The 22035-nt window shown below is 73.0% G+C and carries 17 protein-coding genes; 13 read left to right on the top strand and 4 right to left on the bottom strand.

Going from position 1 to position 22035, the window contains the following annotated elements:
• Positions 1-166: 166 nt before the first annotated feature.
• The 9 genes from CLT72_RS09010 to CLT72_RS08970 all read left to right on the top strand — a co-directional run bounded on the left by CLT72_RS09010 (position 167) and on the right by CLT72_RS08970 (position 13075).
• Entirely contained in the window at positions 167-1240 is a 1074-nt protein-coding gene (locus tag CLT72_RS09010) for a carboxymuconolactone decarboxylase family protein (protein WP_101410757.1), read from the top strand.
• Positions 1241-1353: 113 nt separating this feature from the next.
• On the top strand, positions 1354-1932 hold the full coding sequence (locus CLT72_RS09005) for a hypothetical protein (protein ID WP_350823418.1): 579 nt from the start codon (positions 1354-1356) through the stop codon (positions 1930-1932).
• Positions 1929-2528: a copper resistance CopC family protein gene (locus CLT72_RS09000; protein ID WP_144082219.1), complete on the top strand. Its 600-nt coding sequence runs from the start codon at positions 1929-1931 to the stop codon at positions 2526-2528. The genes CLT72_RS09005 and CLT72_RS09000 overlap by 4 nt, the downstream gene beginning before the upstream one ends.
• A gap of 117 nt (positions 2529-2645) precedes the next feature.
• Complete coding sequence (locus CLT72_RS08995) at positions 2646-3641, top strand: DUF1702 family protein (RefSeq protein WP_101410753.1); 996 nt, start codon at positions 2646-2648, stop codon at positions 3639-3641.
• A gap of 219 nt (positions 3642-3860) precedes the next feature.
• Positions 3861-4823 carry a DUF1702 family protein gene (locus CLT72_RS08990; RefSeq protein ID WP_101410751.1) on the top strand — a complete coding sequence of 321 codons (963 nt, stop codon included), beginning with the start codon at positions 3861-3863 and terminating at the stop codon, positions 4821-4823.
• A 73-nt stretch (positions 4824-4896) separates the two neighbouring features.
• Positions 4897-10719: a type I polyketide synthase gene (locus CLT72_RS08985; protein ID WP_101410749.1), complete on the top strand. Its 5823-nt coding sequence runs from the start codon at positions 4897-4899 to the stop codon at positions 10717-10719.
• Positions 10720-10722: 3 nt separating this feature from the next.
• Positions 10723-11163, top strand: a complete 441-nt coding sequence (locus CLT72_RS08980) for an acyl-CoA thioesterase (RefSeq protein WP_101410747.1) — start codon at positions 10723-10725, stop codon at positions 11161-11163.
• 20 nt (positions 11164-11183) lie between these two features.
• Positions 11184-11717 carry a flavin reductase family protein gene (locus tag CLT72_RS08975; RefSeq protein ID WP_101410745.1) on the top strand — a complete coding sequence of 178 codons (534 nt, stop codon included), beginning with the start codon at positions 11184-11186 and terminating at the stop codon, positions 11715-11717.
• On the top strand, positions 11714-13075 hold the full coding sequence (locus CLT72_RS08970) for a cytochrome P450 (RefSeq protein WP_101410743.1): 1362 nt from the start codon (positions 11714-11716) through the stop codon (positions 13073-13075). The genes CLT72_RS08975 and CLT72_RS08970 overlap by 4 nt, the downstream gene beginning before the upstream one ends.
• Positions 13076-13346: 271 nt before the next feature.
• Here CLT72_RS08970 and CLT72_RS08965 read toward each other — a convergent pair whose 3' ends face one another.
• Entirely contained in the window at positions 13347-14123 is a 777-nt protein-coding gene (locus CLT72_RS08965) for a helix-turn-helix domain-containing protein (RefSeq protein ID WP_101410741.1), read from the bottom strand.
• 401 nt (positions 14124-14524) lie between these two features.
• On the opposite strand from CLT72_RS08965, the gene CLT72_RS08960 reads away from it, so the two are divergent.
• The 4 genes from CLT72_RS08960 to CLT72_RS08945 all read left to right on the top strand — a co-directional run bounded on the left by CLT72_RS08960 (position 14525) and on the right by CLT72_RS08945 (position 19664).
• Positions 14525-15220, top strand: a complete 696-nt coding sequence (locus CLT72_RS08960; RefSeq protein WP_284040366.1) for a MerR family transcriptional regulator — start codon at positions 14525-14527, stop codon at positions 15218-15220.
• A 447-nt stretch (positions 15221-15667) separates the two neighbouring features.
• Complete coding sequence (locus CLT72_RS08955) at positions 15668-17575, top strand: CRTAC1 family protein (protein ID WP_101410737.1); 1908 nt, start codon at positions 15668-15670, stop codon at positions 17573-17575.
• Entirely contained in the window at positions 17572-18627 is a 1056-nt protein-coding gene (locus CLT72_RS08950; RefSeq protein WP_101410735.1) for an enediyne biosynthesis protein, read from the top strand. Before CLT72_RS08955 ends, CLT72_RS08950 begins: the two co-directional genes overlap by 4 nt.
• A 95-nt stretch (positions 18628-18722) precedes the next feature.
• A complete protein-coding gene (locus tag CLT72_RS08945) occupies positions 18723-19664 on the top strand; it encodes a hypothetical protein (RefSeq protein ID WP_101415045.1) in 942 nt (313 codons plus the stop codon).
• Between the two features lie 60 nt (positions 19665-19724).
• Here CLT72_RS08945 and CLT72_RS08940 read toward each other — a convergent pair whose 3' ends face one another.
• The 3 genes from CLT72_RS08940 to CLT72_RS08930 are packed head-to-tail and all read right to left on the bottom strand — an operon-like array spanning position 19725 to position 21957.
• Positions 19725-20387 (bottom strand): lysoplasmalogenase, encoded by a 663-nt coding sequence (locus tag CLT72_RS08940; RefSeq protein ID WP_101410734.1) that lies wholly within the window; start codon positions 20385-20387, stop codon positions 19725-19727.
• On the bottom strand, positions 20384-21235 hold the full coding sequence (locus tag CLT72_RS08935; RefSeq protein ID WP_101410732.1) for a sterol desaturase family protein: 852 nt from the start codon (positions 21233-21235) through the stop codon (positions 20384-20386). Before CLT72_RS08935 ends, CLT72_RS08940 begins: the two co-directional genes overlap by 4 nt.
• On the bottom strand, positions 21232-21957 hold the full coding sequence (locus CLT72_RS08930; RefSeq protein WP_101410730.1) for a FadR/GntR family transcriptional regulator: 726 nt from the start codon (positions 21955-21957) through the stop codon (positions 21232-21234). The genes CLT72_RS08935 and CLT72_RS08930 overlap by 4 nt, the downstream gene beginning before the upstream one ends.
• Between the last annotated feature and the right edge of the window lie 78 nt (positions 21958-22035).

The raw sequence follows: 22035 nt of genomic DNA, 5'->3' as shown, positions 1-22035 counted from the left end.
GGGTCGTCGCCCATCATTCGCGGGCGCCGCCGACCCCTCCTTCTCCCAGGGTGCTCAACCGGCGTCGATCGCGTTGCCCGCGCCCCCACCTTCCCAATACTGGCATTACCGCAGTCGTGGGAGCCGTCGTCGTGACCGCCCGGCGGCGCAGAGCAGGAGGCAGATCATGATCGCTCGTCGGGTGGCCTCGTCGGTGGTCCAGCGTCAGGTCAACTACGTCACGCCGGTGCCGCAGGGGTCCGCGCGGGGGCTGGTGGCGGCCGTCTACGACCAGGTGGCGCAGGAGATGCAGCTGGTGGTGCCGCCGGCGCAGCTGCACTCCCCGTCGCCGGAGGTGCTGGCCGCGTACTGGATGGTCATGCGGGAGCCGCTGCTGCCGACGGAGAACGTGGACCGGGCGACGAAGGAGGCGGTGGCGGCCGCCGTGTCGGTGGCGAACATCTGCCCGTACTGCGTGGACATGCACAGCGTCGGGCTCTACGAGCTCTCCACCGAGCACGACGCGGAGGCGATCGTGGCCGACCGGCTCGCCGAGATCACCGACCGGCGCATCCGCGAGGCGGCGGAGTGGGGTCGTACGGCCCACCAGCCGCAGACCGGGCGCCCGGTGCTGCCGTTCGCGGAGCGGGACCGCCCGGAGCTGGTCGGCGTGGTGGTGGGCTTCCACTACGTCGCCCGCGTGGTCAACGTCTTCCTCGCCAACTTCCTGCTCCCGCCCGGGCTGACGCCGCGGGCGCGGCGGCGCCTGAAGCGCGGCATCGGCTGGTTGTTGCAGGGGACGCTGCGCGACGCCCGGGAGCCGGGTCGCTCGGTGGAGCTGCTGCCGCCGGCGCCGCTGCCGACGGAGGCGGCCTGGGCGGCGGGCAGCCCGCACGTGGCCGGGGCGATGGCCCGTGCCTACGCGGCGTTCGAGGCGGCCGGCGAGCGGGCGGTCCCGCCGGCGGTGCGGGAGTTGGTCGCCGAACGCCTCGACGCCTGGCGGGGGGAGGAGACCGGCCTGAGTCGACAGTGGTGCGAGCGGTTGATCGCGCCGCTGCCCGAGCCGGAGCGCGCCGCCGGCCGCCTGGTCCTGCTGACCGCGTTCGCCTCCTACCAGGTCGACGAGGAGGTGGTCACCGAGTTCCGTCGCCACCAGCCGGGCGACGCGGCCCTGGTCGACGCGGTCGCCTGGGCCAGCTTCGCCGCGGCCCGCCGGGTCGGCGCCTGGTACGCCCCCGCCGGCTCGCCCGGGCCGGTCTGACGGATCCGCGACCCGAACTGAGCACGCAGGAAGACGCGTCGGCGTGTCGGGGTCGACACGCTGGGTGAGGGCGTGGCGTTCTCGCGCGCCCGTGACCCTTCCAAGGAGGCAACGTGACCAGCTACCAGGCGACCCTGCCCGGATCGTCCGGGCGTTGGGCGGCACTCAACGGCACGCACCACCGGGCCGCCCTGAACGCGTTTCTCGTGATCGTGCTGGCGCACTGGGCCGAGCACCTGGTGCAGGCGTACCAGATCTGGGGCCTGGGTTGGTCGCGGCCCGAGGCGCGCGGGGTGCTCGGCATGCCGTTCCCGTGGCTCGTCAGCTCCGAGTGGCTGCACTACGGCTACGCCATCCTGATGCTCGTCGGGCTGTGGATGCTGCGTCCCGGCTTCGTCGGGCGCAGCCGGAGCTGGTGGACCGCCGCCCTGGCGCTCCAGTTCTGGCACCACATCGAGCACCTGCTGCTGCTGTTGCAGGCGCAGACCGGCCGGCACCTGTTCGGCAGCCCCGTGCCCACCAGCCTGCTCCAGGTCGTGATCCCCCGGGTCGAGCTGCACCTGTTCTACAACACGGTCGTCTTCGTGCCGATGGTGATCGCGATGTACCTGCACCTGCGGCCCTCCGCGGCGGAGGAGGAGCTGATGGCGTGCAGCTGCCGGCAGCCCGGGGCCGCCGCGCAGCCGGCATGACCACCATGGACGGTGCCCGCCCGCCCGCACCGCCCGCGCCGGCCGGCAGGGTGCAGCGGGCGGCGATCGTCGTGGCGGCCGGTGTCGTGCTGTCGATCGTCGCGTTGCTGGCCTTCGGCAGCCCGGCCGCGAGCCGGCGGCTGATGCTCCAGCCGGGCGACGGGTCGGTCGTCGGGTCGGCGCCCGCCGAGGTGACGCTCACGCTCGGCGGGGCCGAGTCGGCCGGGGACCCGCACCTGGCCGTGACCGGACCGACCGGGGCGGTCGTCTCGACCAGGAGGCCGGTCGTCCGCGACGGCCGCCTGGTCGTGCCGGTACGCGACGCCGGGCCGGGCGCCTACCGTGTCGCCTACCGCGTCCGGTTGCCCGACGACCGGCAGGTCGCCGGCCTGGCCGCCTTCACCGTGACCCCCGGAGCCGCACCGGCCGGGCCCGTCGCCACGCCGGTCGGCGAGGCGGCCGCCGGCCACGACCACGCCCGGATCGACGGCATCAACGGCGTGCTCCTCCTGCTGGACCTGGGCCTCGTCGGGGTGGCCCTGCTGTTGATGTTCCTCCGCCCGCAGCGGGGGAGAGGTCCCGTCACCGGCCCGTGACCCGGGGCGCCGGCGGATGAGCGCACAGCAGAAGAGGCGGCCCCGGCCGGCGCGAGGTGACGATGAAGTCACCCGCCGGCCGGGGCCGGCGTCGTCGTACCGACAGGGGGATCTGCCATGCCGACGGTACTGGGTTCCGTACGTCGACTGCTGATGGCGCCGACGCTCGCGGACGTCACCTTCGCGCGTCGGGGCTTCCCCGGCCCCGCCACGGAGGTCACCCGCCGCCTGGAGGCGGTGCCGCAGTCGGTGATCTGCGGATTCGAGTGGGGCATCGACACCCGCGACCCGTGGGAGCTGGAGCGCCGGCTCGCGCTCGTCGACCGGGAACTGCTCGGCTTCGCCTACGAGGGCGCCACGATGGCCTGCACCATCCTCGACGTGATGGGGCCCCGGCGCGGTACCCGCACCCGCGACCTGCTGCGGGGGCCCGGCGCGCCCCACCTCTTCCTCGCCTACATCGGCATCGGGTTCGCGATGGCGCGCCTGCCGCGCCGCTTCTGGCGGCACGTCGTGCCCGACCTCACGGGCAACCCGTACCACCCGACGATGACCTGGCTGGCCGTCGACGGTTACGGCTTCGACCGCGCCTACTTCGACCTCGACCGGTGGGTGACCCGGCAGGAGCGGCTGGCGGCGTACCCGTGGCAGGGCCACGGCGACTACTTCGCGCGGGCCACGGACCAGGGCCTCGGGCGGGCGCTGTGGTTCATCCACGGCGCCCGCACCGCCGACGTGGCCGGGGCCGTGCGGGCCTTCGCCAGCGACCGGCACGGCGACCTGTGGAGCGGGGTGGGGCTCGCCGCCACCTTCGCCGGGGGTGCCGACGCCGAGGCGCTCGTCGCGCTGCGCGCCGCCGCCGGTCCGTGCGCGCCGGACCTGGCCCAGGGCGCGGTCTTCGCCGCCAAGGCCCGCAGCCACGCCGGCCACGTGCCGGCGCACAGCGAGGCGGCGATGCACGCCCTCGGCGGGCGCTCCGTGGCCGCCGTCGCGGCGCTCGCCGACGACGTGGCGGTCCGCGCGGAGGACGCCGGGCGGCTGCCCGCGTACGAGGTCTGGCGGCGCAACGTCCGCGCGCACTTCGAGCCGGCCGAAGTCGGCCACGACCGCTGAGAGCCGTCCGCGTCGTCCGCCCGGCGGTACGCGACCCCGGCGCGGACCGGGCCCCGTCGCGCCCGCGGTGCCGGCGCGCGGCCGGCCCCGGACGTGAACGCCTCGAATAGTTGCGATGAATGCGCAAGGGTGAAGAAATCAACCCTTCCCACTTTTGCCATCATCGAAATGGATGTCCATCCCGGCAACGAAAACACCGACCCTTTGGGGGAACGTGCCATGCAGAGCCTGCGTGATCTGCGGCGCAGAATCCTGACGCCAGATATCTCCGAGACGAAATTGGACGTACGCGGCTTCCACGTGCGCGACGAGGAATCGAAGACGCTGCTCGAAACCGTCGGCGCCTCATTCCTGACCGGTTACGGATACGCCGCCGAGGCGGCGACGACCGCAGCGGCCGAAGAGCGTCTGGAAACGGTGCCGACGCGTTTTCGTGGCTTCGCGTACGAGGGCGCCGGGATGGGCTTCGCCGTCCGGGACGCGCTGCGGCCGGGCCGCCCCCGGCACGTGGCGAGCCTGCTCGCCGGCCGGGGCGACGCGCACGTCTACATGGTGTACGTAGGCGTGGGCTGGGCGATGGCCCGGGTGCCCCGGTTCCGCTGGGGCCAGCTGTACGCCCCGGACCCGCTGCTGCGGTGGCTGGTGCTCGACGGCTACGGCTTCCACCAGGCGTACTTCCACACCGACCGGTACGTGTACGGGCAGTACCGCCACCCGCGGTTCCCGTGGCCGGCCGAGGGCCCGCGCGAGTACGCCGACCGGGTGATCGACCAGGGCATCGGCCGGGCCACGTGGTTCGTCGGCGGCACCGACGTGGACCGGGTGACGGAGATCTTCGCCGCGTTCCCCGCGCACCGGCGGGCCGACCTGTACGCCGGGGCCGGCCTCGCCGCCACCTACGCCGGCGGGGCCACCGAGGCGGACCTGCACCGGTTCCGCGACCGGGCCGGCGACTACCGCGTGGACCTCGCCCAGGGCAGTGCCTTCGCGGCCGGGGCCCGGGTACGCGCCGGCCTGGTCGTGCCGCACAACGAGGTCGCCACGCAGGTGTTCTGCGGCATGTCCACCGCCGAGGCGGCGAAGGTCACCGACGTGACGCTGCCCCGCGGGCAGGACGGCGCCACGCCCGCCTTCGAGCGGTGGCGTCAGGCCATCGCCGCGGAGTTCGAGGGGCGGTGCTGACCGTGACGCCCCTCCCACCGGCCGTTCCCGCACCCCGGCGGTCCACCATCGCACGCAACGAAGGAGAGACCTCGTGACCAGGATCGCTGTCGTGGGGATGGCGTGCCGCTACCCGGACGCCACGTCACCCCGCGAACTGTGGGAGAACGCCCTCGCCGGGCGGCGGGCCTTCCGCCGGCTGCCCGCCGAGCGGATGAGTCTGGACGACTACTGGGATCCGGACCCGGCCACACCCGACCGTTTCTACGCCCGCAACGCCGCGGTCATCGAGGGCTACGAGTTCGACCGGATCGCCTACAAGATCGCGGGTAGCACCTACCGCTCGACCGACCTCACCCACTGGCTCGCCCTCGACATGGCGGCCATGGCGTTGGCCGACGCCGGGTTCCCGATGGCCGAGGGCCTGCCCCGCGAGCGGACCGGTGTGGTCGTCGGCAACACGCTGACGGGCGAGTTCTCCCGGGCCAACCAGCTGCGGCTGCGCTGGCCCTACGTACGCCGCATGGTCGGCGCCGCGCTCAAGGAGCAGGACTGGGACGACGACCAGCTCACCGCGTTCCTCGACGAGTTCGAGGCGACGTTCAAGGGTCCGTTCCCGGAGGTCGACGAGGACACCCTCGCGGGTGGACTGTCGAACACCATCGCCGGGCGCATCTGCAACCACTTCGACTTCAAGGGGGGCGGCTACACCGTCGACGGCGCCTGCTCCTCGTCCCTGCTCTCCGTCGCCACCGCGTGCAAGACCCTCTCCGACGGCGAGGTCGACGTGGCGATCGCCGGCGGCGTGGACCTGTCCATCGACCCCTTCGAGATCATCGGCTTCGCCAAGACCGGTGCGCTGGCGCGCGGCGAGATGCGCGTCTACGACCGTGGCTCGAACGGCTTCTGGCCGGGCGAGGGCTGCGGCATGGTGGTGCTGATGCGCGAGGCCGAGGCCCGCCAGGCGGGGCACCGCGTCTACGCCACCATCGCGGGCTGGGGCATCTCCTCCGACGGCAAGGGCGGCATCACCCGGCCGGAGGTCGCCGGCTACCAGCTCGCCCTGCGCCGGGCGTACGACCGGGCGGGCTTCGGCATCGAGACCGTCGGGCTCTTCGAGGGCCACGGCACCGGCACGGCGGTCGGCGACACGACCGAACTCCAGGCGCTGTCGCTGGCCCGGCGCACCGCCGACGGGGACTCTCCGCAGGCCGCCATCAGCTCGATCAAGGGCATGATCGGGCACACCAAGGCGGCGGCCGGCGTCGCCGGGCTGATCAAGGCCGCGATGGCGGTCCACCACGAGGTCCTGCCGCCCGCCATCGGCTGCGTCGACCCGCACGAGATCCTCACCGCCGAGCAGTCCGCGCTGCGTGCCCTGCGCAAGGCCGAGGCGTGGCCGCGCGGCGTGCCCGTACGCGCCGGTGTGACGGCGATGGGCTTCGGCGGCATCAACACCCACATCGTGCTGGAGAACGGGCAGCCGCGTCGCTCGTCGCGGCTGGACAGCCGCTTCCGCAACCTCGCCGCGTCGATGCAGGACGTGGAACTGCTCCTCGTCGACGGCGCCAGCGCGCAGGAGCTGCGCGAGCGGTTGCAGCGGCTCGTCGACTTCGTGCCCACGGTGTCGTACGCCCAGCTGGGCGACCTCGCCGCCACCCTGCACCGCGAGCTGCGCGACCTGCCCTACCGGGCGGGCGTGGTGGTCTCCTCGCCGGAGGACGCCGAGCGGCAGCTGCGCCGCGTCTGCGACGCCCTCGACGCCGGCGAGGCGCGCCTGTTCTCCGCTGACGGCCGCTGCTTCCTGGGCCACGTGAGCGGGCCGGGCCGCATCGGCTTCCTCTTCCCCGGGCAGGGCTCCGGCCGGGGCACCTCGGGCGGCGCGCTGCGCCGGCGCTTCGCCGACGTGGAGGAGGTCTACCAGCGGGCGGCGCTGCCCAGCAGCGGCGACCTGGTCGCGACCGCGGTGGCCCAGCCGAGGATCGTCACCGGCGCGCTGGCGGGCCTGCGGGCGCTGTCGCTGCTCAACCTCGACGCGACCGTGGCCGTCGGGCACAGCCTCGGCGAGATCGCCGCCCTGCACTGGGCCGGCGTGCTCGACGAGGAGGCGCTGCTGCGGGTCGCCGGGATCCGTGGCCGGACGATGGGGGAGCACAGCGCCTCCGGCACGATGGCCAACATCGGCGCCCCGCCCGAGCGGGTGGCCGGGCTCATCGCGGATCTGTCCGTGGTGATCGCCGCGTACAACGGGCCGGAGCAGACCGTGATCGCGGGTTCGGAGGCCGCGGTGGAGGACGCCTGCGAGCGGGCCCGCTCCGCCGACCTGCGGACCACCCGCCTCTCGGTGTCCCACGCGTTCCACTCCCCGCTGGTCGAGCCGGCCGCGGACGCCCTCCTCGAGGCGCTGGCGGGGGAGCGGTTCGGGCCCGTCACCCGGCGGGTCGTCTCCACGGTCACCGGCGAGCCGCTCGCCGCCGACACCGACGTCGCCGCCCTCCTGCACCGCCAGATCACCGACCCGGTGCTGTTCAACCAGGCCGTGGCCCTCGCCGCCAAGGAGGTCGACCTCTTCGTCGAGGTCGGTCCGGGGCAGGTGCTCTCCGGCCTGGCGTCGGCCAGCACCGACCTGCCGGCGGTGGCGCTCAACACCGACGACGAGTCGCTGGCCGGCCTGCTGCGCGTCGCGGCGGCCGCGTACGTGGTCGGCGCCGGCGGCGTGGAGGGCGCCCTCTTCCACGACCGGCTGGTCCGGCCGCTCGAGGTGGGCCAGAACTTCCGGTTCTTCGCCAGCCCCTGCGAGTCGGCCCCGGTGGTGAACCTGCCCAAGGGCGCCGGTGGGCGGGCGGCGGCTCCGCTGGCGGCGGAGGGGCAGCGGCCGGAGCCGGAGCAGCCGGCGGGCGAGTCGAGCCTGCAACTGCTGCGCCGGTTGGCCGCCGAGCGGGCCGAGCTGCCGCTGGAGATGGTGCACGACGGCAGCCAGCTCCTCGACGACCTGCACCTCAGCTCGATCACCGTCGGCCAGCTGGTCAACCAGGCGGCGCAGCAGCTCGGCGTGCCGGCCGCGCAGACCCCGACGAACTTCGCGACGGCGACCGTCGGTCAGCTCGCCGAGGCACTGGAGCAGCTCGCCCGCACCGGCCGGGACGCCGACGTGTCCGGCCCGGCCTTCGTGCACGGCGTGGCCGACTGGTGCCGGGCCTGGTCGGTCGACCTCGACGAGGCGCCCTCCCCGGTCGGCACGGGGGCCGAGGCCGACGGGCCTTGGCAGCTTTTCGCCCCGGCCGGGCACCCGTTCGCCGACCCGCTGCGCGCGGCCCTGCAGAGCGCCGGCGTCGGCGCGGGTGTGCTGGTGTGCCTGCCGCAGCCGTGCGCCGAGGCCGACCTCGAACTGGCCCTGCGCGGCGCGCAGGCGGCGACGGCCGCCGCCCCCGGCACCCGCTTCGTCCTCGTCCAGGAGGGGCCGGGCGCGGCCGGGCTGGCCAAGACGCTGCGGCTGGAGGCGCCGCACGTGCGGACCACCGTCGTGCACACCCCGCCGGTGCCGCAGGCCGTGGCGAGGGTGACCGCGGAGGTCGCCGCCACCGACGGCTTCGCCGAGGTCCACCTCGACGCCGACGGGCGCCGGCGGGTACCCACCCTGCGCGGGCTGCCGGTACGGCCGGCCGAGACGCGGCAGCCGCTGGGCGCCGAGGACGTGCTGCTGGTCACCGGCGGCGGCAAGGGCATCACCGCCGAGTGCGCCCTGGCGATGGCCGTGGACAGCGGCGCCCGCCTCGCCGTGCTCGGCCGCTCGGATCCCGCCCAGGACGAGGAGCTGGCCGCGAACCTCGCGCGGATGGCGGACGCCGGCGTGCGGGTGCGCTACGCCCGGGCCGACGTGGCCGACCCCGCGCGGGTACGCCAGGCCGTCGACGGGCTGGTCGCCGAGCTGGGACCGGTCACGGCGGTGCTGCACGGCGCGGGCCGCAACGAGCCGGCGGCGTTGACGGGCCTCGGCATGGACGAGTTCCGCCGCACCTTCGCGCCGAAGGTCGACGGCCTGCGCGCCGTGCTGGACGCGGTCGACGCCGACCGGCTGCGCCTGCTGGTGACGTTCGGCAGCATCATCGGCCGGGCCGGCCTGCGCGGCGAGGCCCACTACGCGACCGCGAACGACTGGCTCGCCGAGCTGACCGTCGACTTCGGCCGGCGCCACCCGGGCTGCCGCAGCCTCTGCCTGGAGTGGTCGGTCTGGTCCGGCGTCGGCATGGGCGAGCGGCTGTCCGTGGTCGAGGCGCTGACCCGCGACGGCATCACCCCGGTCACCCCCGACCAGGGGGTGGCGATGCTCCGGCGCCTGCTCGCCGACCCGCACGCGCCGTCGGTGGTGGTCGTCAGCGGGCGGACCGAGGGCATCGACACCGTCCGGATGGACCTTCCGGAGCTGCCGCTGCTGCGCTTCGTGGACCGGCCGCTCGTGCGTTACCACGGCGTCGAGCTGGTCACCGAGGCCGAGCTCAAGCCGGTCGCCGACCTCTACCTGGACCACCACCGGCTCGACGGCAACCTGCTGTTCCCGGCGGTGTTCGGCATGGAGGCGATGGCCCAGGTCGCCGCCGCGGTGACCGGACGGACCGACACGCCGGTGGTCGAGCGGGCCGAGTTCCTGCGGCCCATCGTGGTGCCGCCGGAGGGCAGCACCACCATCCGGATCGCCACCCTCGTGGTCGACGACGACGTCGTGGACGCGGTCGTCTACAGCGCGGAGACGGAGTTCAGCGCCGCGCACTTCCGGGCGCGGCTGCACTTCACCGGGACGCGACTGCCGGCCGGCCCGCCCGAGCAGGTGTCCGCCGGGCTGCCGGCGGTGCCGCTGGAACCCGCCACCGACCTCTACGGCGACATCCTGTTCCAGGGTGGACGGTTCCAGCGGCTGCGCCGCTACCACCGCTCGGCCGCCCGGCACGTCGACGCCGACGTCGTCACGGCTCCGCAGACGCGGTGGTTCGCCGACTACCTGCCCGACACCCTGCTGCTGGGCGACCCCGGCGTGCGGGACGCCCTCATGCACGGCAACCAGGTCTGCGTCCCCGACGCGACCCTGCTGCCGGCCGGGATCGAGCGGCTGCACCCGGCGGGGCCCCGGCTGACCGGGGCGGAGGAACTGCGCTACTGCGCCGAGGAGCGCAGCCGCGACGGCGACACCTACGTCTACGACATCGCGCTCCGCTCCGCCGACGGTGCGGTCGTGGAGCGGTGGGAAGGCCTGCGGTTGCGGGCGGTGCGCAAGAAGGACGGCCGCGGGCCGTGGGTGGCCCCGCTGCTCGGGTCGTACCTGGAGCGGACCGTGGGCGACCTGGTCGGCGGTGACGTCGCCGTCGCGGTGGAGCCGGCCCCGACGGAGCGGGCCGGACGCGGCGAGGCGGCCGGACAGGGCACGCCGGACGAGACCCGCCGGCGGCGGGCCCGCACCGCGGTGGCCGCCGGTCGGGCCGCCGGCGGCCCGGTCGAGGTCGCGTACCGGCCGGACGGGCGCCCCGAGCTGGCCGACGGCCGGTCGCTGTCGGCCGCGCACGCCGAGAACCTGACGCTGTGCGTGGTCGGCACCGGGCCGCTCGCCTGCGACGTCGAGGCGGTACGCGCCCGGGAGGAGTCGGTCTGGCAGGGGCTCCTCGGCACGCACGTCGACCTCGCCCGGCTCTGCTGCGCCGACGGCGGGGAGTCGCTGGACGCGGCGGCGACGCGGGTGTGGGCGGCGATCGAGTGCCTGCGCAAGGCGGGGCTCTCGCACCGGGCGCCGCTGGTCGCGGTGCCCTCGGACCGGGCCGGCTGGCTGGTCTTCGCCTCCGGCGACCTGCGGATCGCCACGCTCGTCACGACCGTGCGGGACCTGCCCCAGCCGATGGCGTTCGCGATCCTGACGGAAGGACGGGGCTAGGCGATGGACAAGTACTTCGAGTACCTGCACACGGTGGGCTTCGAGGAGACCAACCTCGTCGGCAACGTGTACTACGTCAACTACCTGCGCTGGCAGGGCCGCTGCCGGGAGATGTTCCTGAAGGAACGGGCCCCGGACGTGCTCGCCGACGTACGCGAGGACCTGAAGCTGTTCACCCTCCGCGTCGACTGCGAGTTCTTCGCCGAGATCACCGCGTTCGACGAGCTGTCCATCCGGATGCGCCTGGTGGAGCTGGCGCAGACCCAGCTGGAGTTCAGCTTCGACTACGTCAAGCTCGACCGGGACGGCGGCGAGACGCTGGTGGCCCGGGGTCGGCAGCGCATCGCCTGCATGCGCGGCCCGAACACCCGCACCGCGCCGGCGAGGGTGCCGGAGGCACTGGTGACGGCGCTCGCGCCGTACACCACGGCGCGGCGCTCCTGACGGCGCGAGGAGGAGACGTCGTGGACGTACAGCGAACACTCACCGTCGGGACGCCCGACGTGACGACACTGCGGCGGGCGTACGGCGCGTTCGCCACCGGCGTCACGGTGGTGACCGTCGGCGGCGCCACCCCGCACGGGATGACCGCCAACTCGTTCACCTCCGTGTCGCTCGATCCGCCGCTCGTGCTGGTGTGCGTCGACCGGAACGCGGTGATGCACGCCTGCCTCTCCCGGACGCGCGAGTTCGCGGTCTCGGTGCTGACCGACGACCAGGAGAAGGTGGCCCGGTACTTCGCCGACGGGCGGCGGCCGCTCGGCGGCGAGCAGTTCGACCAGGTGGACTGGCGTCCGGGCGCGACGACGGGCGCGCCGCTGATCAGCGGGGCCCTCGCCCACTTCGAGTGCGAGGTGTGGCGCTCCTACGACGGCGGCGACCACACCATCTTCCTCGGCCGGCTGCTCTCCCTGGAGCGCCGCACGGACGGGGAGGCGCTGCTCTTCCTCTCCGGCCGTTTCCGTCAGGTCGAGCAGGAGCGGAGTGAGGCGGCATGACGACCATCCAGGGCGGGGCCCGGCGTACGCCGCCGGGTCCGCCGCGCCCCGCCGCCCTGCACATGCTGATCCTGATGGGCCGGGACCGGCTGCGGATGATGACCCTGGCGGCGGAGCGGTACGGCGACGCCGCCCGGCTGCCGGTCGGGCCCAAGCAGCTCTACTTCTTCAACCATCCCGACTACGCCAAGCACGTGCTGTCCGACAACAGCGCCAACTACCAGAAGGGCATCGGCCTGGTGCATGCCCGCCGGGCGCTCGGCGACGGGCTGCTCACCAGCGAGGGCGAGCTGTGGCGCAAGCAGCGCAGGGTGATCCAGCCGGCGTTCCAGAACCGGCGGCTCGCCCAGTACGCGGGCGTGATCGGCGAGGAGGCCGCGCTGCTGGTCGAGCGGCTGACGGCGCGGGCCGACGGCCCTCCGGTCGACGTGCTGGAGGAGATGACCACGCTGACCCTCGGGGTGCTCGGGCGGACCCTGCTCGACGCCGAGCTGAGCGGCTTCCACGGCGTCGGCGCGTCGTTCGCGGCCGTGCAGGACCAGGCGATGTTCGAGCTGGAGACGCTCAGCGCCGTGCCGCCGTGGGTCCCGCTGCCCCGGCAGCTGCGGTTCCGGCGCGCCCGTCGGCACCTCCAGCGGGTCGTCGACGAACTCGTCGCCGGCCGGGGTCGGGACGTGGACGGGCGCGACGACGTCCTGTCCCGTCTGATCGTCTCGACCCGGCTGGAGAAGGATCCGCGGGTGGCCCGCCAGCGGCTGCGCGACGAGCTGGTCACGCTGCTGCTGGCCGGGCACGAGACGACCGCCAGCACGCTGGGCTGGAGCCTGCACCTGCTGGACCGGCATCCCGAGATCCGGCGGCGGGTCCGCGAGGAGGCCGTGACGGTGCTCGGCGACCGGCTGCCCGAGTACGAGGACCTGCACCGGCTGCGGTACACGGCGATGGTGGTGGAGGAGGCCATCCGGCTCTATCCGCCGGTCTGGCTCCTGCCCCGCAAGGCCCAGCAGGACGACGAGATCGGCGGCTACCACGTGCCGGCGGGGGCCGACATCCTGATCTCCCCGTACACCCTGCACCGGCATCCCCGGTTCTGGGACGAGCCGGAGCGGTTCGACCCCGACCGCTTCGATCCGGCGCGCAGCACGGAGCGCCCTCGCTACGCGTACATCCCGTTCGGCGCCGGCCCCCGGTTCTGCGTGGGCAACAACCTGGGCATGATGGAGGCCACCCTCGTCCTGGCCATGCTGCTGCGGGACGTGCGCCTGACGGGGGTGCCGGGCCGTCCGGTGGTGCCCGAGCCGATGCTGTCGCTGCGGGTGCGCGGCGGCCTGCCGATGACGGTGCACAAGGTTGACTGAACTCCGTGCCGGACCCGCGGGCGCCACGGCGCCCGCGGGTCCGGCACGTGCCCGCCCGGCGGCCCCGGGCGGCACCCCGCGCGGGGGCGACGACCTAGCTGCCCGCGGCACCTGGTCCCGCCGGGCCGTGCGTCGGACCTCATGGCGGGACCCCGGCCGCTGGCGCCCGTCACGGGCGTCGGCGGCCGGGGTCCTCGTCTCCGGCCCCGGGGGGAGGCGGCGGTGCACGGTGCCGCCCCGGGGGTACGCGGTGCTCCCGCCGGCGGCGGGGTCAGGCCGCGTACATCCGGGACCGGTTCTCCCGCTGGGCCTGGCGTTCGCTCGCGGCCTTGCGGCTGTCGAGCAGCGCCAGGAGGACCGGCGGGTCGATCTTGGACACCTGTTTGAGGTGGGCGTCGGCGGTCAGGGTCTGACGTCCGTGCACGACCAGCGGGCCCACCGTGGCCACCATCATCGTGTCCTGCTCGAGCCGGAGCACGTCGCCGGAGACCGAGTGGCACAGCAGGTACCAGGTGCCGTCGGGCACGTTGGTGAAGTGGTACGCGCCCGGCGACTCGAGGATGGCGCAGCGCACCGGCGGGCCCTCGGGGATGCGGTGCTGGAACAGGCCCAGGAAGATGAGCCCGGGCGCCAGCCCACGTGCCGGCGCGGTGACCTGCCCGGTGATGGTGCCCTGCGTCTGACCCGTCGGGCGCTGGGTGGGGATGCGGGGAGTGAAGCCGCCCATCCGTCGGTAGGTGGTGGGTGGCAGGCCGACGCTCCTCGTGAACCGGGTGCTGAACGTTCCCACGCTGTTGTAGCCCACCCGCAGGCTGATGTCCGTGACGTTCAGCCTCGTCGTGGTCAGCAGCCGCTTGGCCTCCTGAAGGCGGATCGCGGACAGGAAACGTCCCGGCGAGATGCCGGTCACGCGCTGGAAGATCCGTGTGAAGTGGAATTTGCTGAACATGGCTGCGCGTGCCATGTCATCCACTGTCAACTGTTCGGATAAATTGCTGCGCATGGTGTCGATGGCCCGTTCCACTGCCTGTTCTGCGCTGTCGTGCATTAGTCTCCCCCGGATTGCGGACAATCCCAATGAGTGGATGTGGCGAATCGGCTGAGGTCAATAAGGGATGCCAGCCGGTCGCCATTTCCCGCTAACCGCAGTTGATGCTAGCCGAGCCCCGGCGGGCCGGTCAACACTTTCTGCGTTCGGAGCGTAGCGCGGAGTGACGGAGGGGGGCTTATCAATTCATGCGCAGAATCGGTGCGTGCCACTATCGGCCCAGGTGAAGATCGTTCGGGTTGCTAATTGTATTGTGGAACTCGCCAGTATCTGCGCTGCCGGGCTGTCGATCCTTAGCGTACTTTTTCGGACATCGGCGGCCCGTTCCGATGCGTGCCGATCGAGGGGGTCGCGCCGTCGCCCCCGGCCCCGCCGTTCCCGGCGGCGACGAGTGTCGATCAATGGCTAATGATCGATCTCTATGGCAAGATTGCCCAAACGTTCGCCAGGGCGGAGGACGCGTGCGTATCTCGGAGCTCAGTAGACAGAGTGGCGTGTCAGTCCCGACGATCAAGTTCTATCTGCGTGAGGGCCTGCTCCCCGCAGGCCTGCCCACCGGCCGCAACCAGGCCGACTACAGCGAGCGGCACCTGCGCCGGATCCGGCTGATCCGCACCCTGACCGGCATCGCCGGGCTGGACCTGTCGTCCGTCCGGGAGATCCTGGCCGCCATCGACGACGAGGACCTCACCCTGCGCGACGCCTACCAGGTCCTCGATCAGGCTCTCTATCTCGACGGGTCCGAGACCCTGGGACGCGAGGCGGTGGACTGCGCGCGCGAGGAGGTGGCGGACCTCGCCGAGGCGCTCGGCTGGTCGCGTGAGTCCAGCCTCTCCGGCGGGGAGGTGCTGGCGCACGTGCTGGCCGGGCTGCGCAGCCTCGGCTGTGAGGCCGAGGTGTCCTTCTTCACCTCCTACGCCCGCGCGGCCGAGCAGCTCGTCGTCTCGGAACTCGACCTGGTCGCCGCCGAGGGCGGCACCGAGAAGGGCCCGGCGATCGTGCGCAGCGTCCTGTTCGGCGTCGCCCTGTCCGCCCTGCGCCGCATGGCGCACGAACACCACGTCGCGCTTCGATTCCCGTTGAATACGGTTGAGTGAGGGCGGCGAACGGGTGAGATGGCGGATCCGCCCCACCCGAAACGCACACGGCACAGTCGGCCACTGAGCAACCTTTGAGAAGAACTCGGGCCGTGGCCCCGCCACGATAAGTGGGCCGGTGGCGACTTTCGCAGCCGGTTCGCCAGGCATCGTGAAGGGACGCACGACATGCCGCGATCGGCTGGGAATGGACGGCGCCGGCAACGAACGCCGTAGCGCCGCGTGGTGGATGTCCCGATCCGTCGGCAAGGAACTGTCCATGAATGACAGGGAAAGAACGCGCCGCCGGGCGATTCATTCATCTCTCAGTCGCCGACACTGCCCGTCGCCAGACCCGGCCGCACGGCGAATCCGCCGCTGACGGCACGGGTGGTGGCCGAATCTGGAGGGGAACCCTTGCCATCCCAACCCGTCGGCGCGATCCGCCGAATCATTCCCGCTGTCTTCGTGCTGGTCCTCGTGGCGGCGTTCTTCGCCGTGGCCCGGCTGCCCAGCGCGTCGGCCGAGGAGCGTCAGACGTTGGCGTCGCGGTTCGGCTTCACCGAGCTGCCGATCGCGCTGCCGCCCGGGCTGCCGGAACGCAGCGTGCGGCCGGTGAACCCCGAGTACGAGCACATCCGCGCCTGGGTGTCCTCGGTCGGCGCCGCCGTAGCGGCCAACGACCTCGACGGGGACCTGATCGCCAACGATCTCTGCCTGGTCGACACCCGCAGCGACAGCATGATCGTCACGCCGTCGCCCGACGGGCCCGCCCGGTACGCGCCCTTCGTGCTGGACCCCGCGCCCCTGCCCACCCACAAGGCGATGGCGCCGATGGGCTGCGTGCCCGGCGACTTCAACGGCGACGGCCGCACCGACCTGCTCGGCTACTACTGGGGTCGGACGCCGGTGCTGTTCCTGCACCGCGCCTCCGCCACGGGGCCGCTGACCAAGGCGACCTTCCACCCCACCGAGCTGGTCGGTCAGCCGTCCTCCTCCTCCAGCGGCGAGTACCAGGGCAAGCTCTGGAACACCAACGCGGTCGCGGTCGCGGACTTCGACGGTGACGGCCGGCCGGACATCGGCGTGTTCAACTACTTCCCCGACAGCCAGGTGCTCGACCCGGCCGGGCAGCCGAACGTCGAGATGAACCACTCGCTGTCGCGGGCGCAGAACGCCGGCGGGGCGCACGTGCTGCGCTGGACCGCCGCCACCAGCGGCGACAACCCCAGCGCCACGTACGTCGAGCAGTCCGCCATCCCGCCGGAGTACGCCACCGGCTGGACCCTCGGCGCCGGCTCCGCCGACATCGACGGCGACCTGCTGCCCGAGCTGTACCTCGCCAACGACTTCGGCCGGGACCGCTTCTTCCACAACGTCTCCACGCCGGGCCAGATCCGCTTCGCGATGGCGGAGGGCCGCCGCGGCGCGCTGACCCCGAAGTCCATGGTGGTCGGGCACGACTCGTTCAAGGGCATGTCGATCGAGTTCGGCGACCTCGGCGGCACCGGCAAGTTCGACATGTTCGTCAGCAACATCACCACCTCCTGGGGCCTGGAGGAGAGCAACTTCGTCTGGCGCAACAACTCGTCGAGCCTGGCCGACGCCCGCAAGCGGTTGAGCGAGGGCAAGGCCGTCTTCGACAACAAGGCCGCCGAGCTCAACATGGCCTGGGTCGGCTGGGGCTGGGACGCCAAGATGGCGGACTTCGACAACAGCGGCGAGATGTCGGTGGTCCAGACCGCCGGGTTCGTCAAGGGCGAGATCAACCGTTGGTCCTGGTTGCAGGAACTGGCCATGAGCAACGACCTGATGCTCCGCAACCCCGGCATGTGGCCCAAGGCCGAGCCGGGCGACGACATCGCCGGCTCCGAGCCGTTCGCGTTCTGGGTCCGGGAGAAGAACGGGCGCTACGCGAACATCAGCGCCGAGCTCGGCATGACCGACAGCACCCCGAGCCGCGGCGTGGCCGTCGCGGACACCAACGGCGACGGGGGCCAGGACTTCGCCGTGGCCCGGCAGTGGGGCGCCCCGTCGTACTACCGCAACGACAAGCCCGGCAGCGGCAACTTCCTGGGCCTGCGCCTGTGCCGGCCCGGCGAGGACGGCCGGGGCTCGCCCGCGTACAGCGCCCAGGTCCGGGTGAAGACGGCGGACGGCCGTACCCGCGTCGCCCAGCTCGACGGTGGCAGCGGCCACTCGGGCAAGCGCAGCTTCGACGTCTTCTTCGGCCTCGGCGACGCCGGCGACAAGCCGGTCTCGGCGGAGATCGCCTGGCGCGACCTCAACGGTGGCGTGCACAAGCAGACCCTCGACCTCGCCGCGGGCTGGCACACGATCATGCTCACGGACAAAGCCCAGGAGATGCCCAAATGACCGACGTCCGAGACAGCGCCCGTACCGGCAGTGACGTGCGGGGGGTGGGGGGCACCGCGGTCGCCGACGCCCCGGTCGGCCCGGCGCCGGCCGTCACCTTCGACCGCAACGCGCCGGTGGCGGCCACGCCCGGGGCGCCCAAGCGGGTCGACCGGCGGGACCCCCGCTATCTGGCCCTGCGCAACTTCGCCATCTCCATGAGCGTCTTCAACATCCTCGGGTACACGGTGCTCGGCTTCGAGCAGCCCTGGACCTGGCCCTTCTTCGCCCTGGCGATCGGCTACGCCACCGAGATCGTGGTCGAGCTGGTCACCGCCCGGGCCAACAAGCGCCCGCCCGCCTTCAGGGGCAACGGCGCCTGGGGGATGTACACGTTCCTGCTGCCCACCCACATCACCGCGCTCGCCGCGAACATGCTGCTCTACGCCAACGACAACTTCTGGCCCATCGCCTTCGCGGTGGTCGTCGCCATCGGCCAGAAGGCGATCTTCCTGGCGCCGATCAAGGGCCGCATGCGGCACTTCATGAACCCGTCGAACTTCGGCATCACGGTGACCCTGGTGGCCTTCTCCTGGGTCAACATCGCCCCGCCGTACCACTTCACCGAGGACGTGCCGGACATGGTCCGGCTCCTCGTGCCGCTGGTCATCCTGACGGCCGGCACCGTGCTCAACGGGGTGCTCACCAAGAAGATCCCGCTGATCGTGGGCTGGGTCGGCGGCTTCGTGATCCAGGCGCTGGTGCGGCACTTCATCTGGGACGTCGCGCTCTGGGCGGCCCTGCTGCCGATCACCGGTGTCGCGTTCGTGCTGTTCACCAACTACATGATCACCGACCCCGGTACGACGCCCAGCTCGGGTCGGGCCCAGTTCATGTTCGGCGCGAGCGTCGCCGGCGTGTACGGCGTGCTGATCGCCTTCAACGTCGTCTACACGCTCTTCTTCGCCGTGACGATCGTCTGTCTCGCCCGGGGCCTGCTCTGGTGGGGCATCTGGCTGCGCGACCGCTCCCGGCGTGAGAGTGCGCCGCAGGTGCGGCCCGCCGTCACCTGACGACCGTCGGTCCGTCGCCGGCGCGACCCAGGGTGGGTCCGCCGGCGACGGACCTCGTCCCGATCGACCCGCATGTCAGAGAGGAGAGCGAGGCGATGAGCGTGCACCGCAGCCCGCAGGCCCCACCGCGAGGTGTGCCGCCGGAACCCGTACCCCGGCCGGCGGCCCGCCCCCGACGGACGGCGGTGATCAGCGCCGCGGCGGGCGTGCTGCTCGCCGTGCTCTGGTCCTTCGAGCTGGTGGACTCGGTGATCGGCGACACCGTCGCCGACACCCTGCTGGGCCACGACGCGAAGGGCACCGCCATCACCGGCACCGCGGCGGGGCTGCTGTTCGCCTTCGTGTCCGGCTTCGCCGGGACCTTCACCGCCTGCAACATCGCGATGGCGGCCTCCGTCGGCCCGATGAGCCAGGCCGGCGCGGACGGGCACCGCCACGGCGTACGGTCGCTGCTGCGCCCCGTCGCCTGGCTGACGGTCGGCATGCTGGCGGTGTCGGCGACCTACGGCGCGCTCGGGGTGCTGCTCGGCGAACGGTTGCCGCAGCTGTCCACCGACACCGTGGGCGGGATGCCCGTACGCCTGATCCAGTCGTCGGTGGTCTTCGGCCTGATCGGCCTCGCGCTGACCTACCTGGGGCTGGCGGCCCTGGGCCTGCTGCCGGACGTCTTCGCGCGCCGGCCGGTGGCGCGGGTGGTCGTCATGGGCGCCCTGGTCGGGGGGTTCCTGGTCGGCCGGCCGTACCCGCTGTTCAACAAGCTGTTCCACTGGGCCGTCGACACCGGCAACCCGGCCTACGGCGCGCTCGCCTTCGCCCTCCAGTCGCTGGGCAACGTGCTGATCGTCGCGGTGCTCTTCGCGGTCCTCATCCTGGCCAGCCGGGGCCGCTTCCTCGCCTGGATGGCGTCGCCGCGCCGCGCCGCGACGGTGACCGGCGCGCTGCTGGTCGCGCTGGGCGTCTTCACCGTCGTCTACTGGGACCTGCGCGTGCCGGCGATCTTCGGGGTGGGGTGGTTCCCGACGATGCCCTACAACTGACCCGGGCGGTCGCGACGACGCCCCCGGTCCGGACCGGACCGGGGGCGTCGTGGTCCCGGTTCAGCGGGCGGCGCCGGGCACCGGTCCGGGGGCGCGCGCGGGGCCGCCGGCCGTCGGCCGGGTGCCGGCGGCGGTGGCGGCCGCCCAGCCGGTGGTGATCAGCAGCAGGGCCGCGATGTAGGTGGTCATCACGGCCAGGCCGTGGCCGGGGATCCGGGAGCCGGCGGCGCCCATGCCGATCAGCAGGTCGGAGATCAGGAACAGCCCTCCGCCCAGGGCCACCCGCCGGGAGACGCCGGCCGCGGCGGCGGCCATCAGGCTGAGCGCGAGGCTGTAGCCGAGCACCGGCAGCCGCAGCGGGCCGAGGGAGTTCCACAGCACCAGGTTGGCGGCCGCCCAGCAGGCGAGATAGGCGGCGACTGCGGCGACCGGCGGCCGCCGGTGGCGCAGGAAGGCGGTCAGGAAGGCCACCTGGGTGCCGAGGAAGCAGCCCATGCCGACGAGGAACGCCGTGTCGCCGTCGACCAGCAGCGCGATGTCGCCGCCGGTCGCGAAGACCAGCCCGACGGCCACGGGGTCGACGCGCCGGCGTACCCGCAGCAGGTGGACCAGCAGCACCGGCGCGAGCAGGGGCTTGGCCAGCCACTGAAGGAGGGTCGAGTCGGTCGCCACGCCGATCAGCTCGACGGCGGCCACCACGCCGAACAGCCAGAGGAGACTCATCGGGCCACCGCCGGCTGCGCGTGCGCGGCGGGCTGCCAGCCCGGTCGGCCGAGGACGTAGCCGAGGCGGTGCCGCCAGGACGAGGCGGCCCGGGCGTCGGCCCAGATCGCCCGGTACTCGTGCGTGGCCACCCGCAGCGGGTTGTACGTGTCGATGTTCTTGGTCAGGCCGTAGCGGACGGCGGCCCGCTCGGGCTCGAAGGTGCCGAACAGCCGGTCCCACACGATCAGGATGCCGCCGTAGTTGCGGTCGAGGTACTCGGCGTTGGCGCCGTGGTGCACCCGGTGGTGCGAAGGCGTGTTGAAGATCCACTCGATGGGCCGGGGCAGCCGGTCGACCCGCTCGGTGTGCAGGAAGAACTGGTACAGCAGGCTGACCGACTGCTGGAGGAAGATCATCCACGGGGGGATGCCGAGCAGCGCCAGGCCCAGCCAGAACGGTACGGACGTCATCGGGGTCCAGCTCTGCCGCAGGGCCGTGGAGAGGTTGAAGAAGACGCTGGAGTGGTGCACCACGTGCCCGGCCCAGAGCAGCCGCACCTCGTGGTGCGACCGGTGGAACCAGTAGTAGGCGAGGTCGTCGGCGAAGAAGAGCAACACCCACGTCCAGACGCTGGTGGGGGAGAGCTGGATCGGCGTGACGGTGTACGCGGCGGCGTAGAGGCCGATCGTCGCCAGCTTCCACGGCACGCCGATGACCTGGCTGCCGGCGCCCATGGTGAGGCTGGTGGCGGTGTCGCGTAGCTCGTAGCCGCGTTCGCCGTCGTCGGGGGCGAACCGGTAGGAGAGCGCCTCGACGACGATGAGGAGCAGGAACGCCGGTACGGCGTAGAGCACGGCGGGGATCATGCCCGGGCTTCCCTTCTCGGTGCTGCGGCGGGGGTGGTGAGGGGTGCGGTCAGCAGGGCCCGCGCCTCGCGGGCGGCGTCGGCGGCCCGGCCGGTGACGATGGCGTCGGCGAGCCGGCGGTGGCCCGCGACGTCGAGGAGTTCCGTGGCGCGCCGCTGCGGCGGCACCTCGCCGACGGCGAGCGCGCCGGCCACCAGGCTGTTGAAGGCCAGCAGGTAGGCGGTGTTGCCGGAGCCGGCGACGATGTGCCGCCAGAGCACGATCGTGGCCTCGCCCATCCCGGTGAGGTCCGGCGCCACGCCCGCGTAGTCCTCGACGGCCCGCAGGATCGCGGCCCGCACCGCCGGATCGCCGCGCTCGGCGCAGAGCCGGGCCGCGTCGACGCCGATGCAGGCCCGCATCTCCAGCATGTCGCGGACCAGGGTGTCCACCGGCAGGGTGTCGTGGAAGCGGGTGAGGGACAGGGCGAGGTCGAGCCCGGCGTGCACCCGCCAGTCCAGCACCCGGGTGGCGTCGCCCTGGCTGACCCGCACCAGGCCGAGCTGCTGGAGGCGGCGCAGGGCCTCCCGCACGGCGTGCCGGTTGACCCCGAAGGCGGCGGCCAGCTCCCGCTCGCCGGGCAGCGCCTCGTCGGGTCGGTAGACGCCACTGACGATCGCGTCGCGGATCTGGCCGAAGACGTGGTCGGAGACCGAGGAGCGGGGGACGGGAGCGAAGGCCATGCCGAGGAGTGTGGGGCAGACCACATCAACCCGTCAACTGGTTGGACCACTGGCTCGGGGCTTGCTATGCAACTCGTT

The organism is Micromonospora sp. CNZ309, assembly GCF_002846525.1.
Note: the sequence above shows the minus strand (reverse complement) of the source record. Positions and strands in the feature narration are given on the sequence as shown.

Coding starts and splice junctions, on each gene's coding strand:
- CLT72_RS08970 (WP_101410743.1), top strand. CDS start 11,714: ATGACGACCATCCAGGGCGGGGCCCGGCGTACGCCGCCGGGTCCGCCG.
- CLT72_RS08995 (WP_101410753.1), top strand. CDS start 2,646: ATGCCGACGGTACTGGGTTCCGTACGTCGACTGCTGATGGCGCCGACG.
- CLT72_RS08930 (WP_101410730.1), bottom strand. CDS start 21,957: ATGGCCTTCGCTCCCGTCCCCCGCTCCTCGGTCTCCGACCACGTCTTC.
- CLT72_RS08965 (WP_101410741.1), bottom strand. CDS start 14,123: ATGCACGACAGCGCAGAACAGGCAGTGGAACGGGCCATCGACACCATG.
- CLT72_RS08980 (WP_101410747.1), top strand. CDS start 10,723: ATGGACAAGTACTTCGAGTACCTGCACACGGTGGGCTTCGAGGAGACC.
- CLT72_RS08940 (WP_101410734.1), bottom strand. CDS start 20,387: ATGAGTCTCCTCTGGCTGTTCGGCGTGGTGGCCGCCGTCGAGCTGATC.
- CLT72_RS08960 (WP_284040366.1), top strand. CDS start 14,525: ATGGCTAATGATCGATCTCTATGGCAAGATTGCCCAAACGTTCGCCAG.
- CLT72_RS08935 (WP_101410732.1), bottom strand. CDS start 21,235: ATGATCCCCGCCGTGCTCTACGCCGTACCGGCGTTCCTGCTCCTCATC.
- CLT72_RS08945 (WP_101415045.1), top strand. CDS start 18,723: ATGAGCGTGCACCGCAGCCCGCAGGCCCCACCGCGAGGTGTGCCGCCG.
- CLT72_RS08950 (WP_101410735.1), top strand. CDS start 17,572: ATGACCGACGTCCGAGACAGCGCCCGTACCGGCAGTGACGTGCGGGGG.
- CLT72_RS09000 (WP_144082219.1), top strand. CDS start 1,929: ATGACCACCATGGACGGTGCCCGCCCGCCCGCACCGCCCGCGCCGGCC.
- CLT72_RS08990 (WP_101410751.1), top strand. CDS start 3,861: ATGCAGAGCCTGCGTGATCTGCGGCGCAGAATCCTGACGCCAGATATC.
- CLT72_RS09010 (WP_101410757.1), top strand. CDS start 167: ATGATCGCTCGTCGGGTGGCCTCGTCGGTGGTCCAGCGTCAGGTCAAC.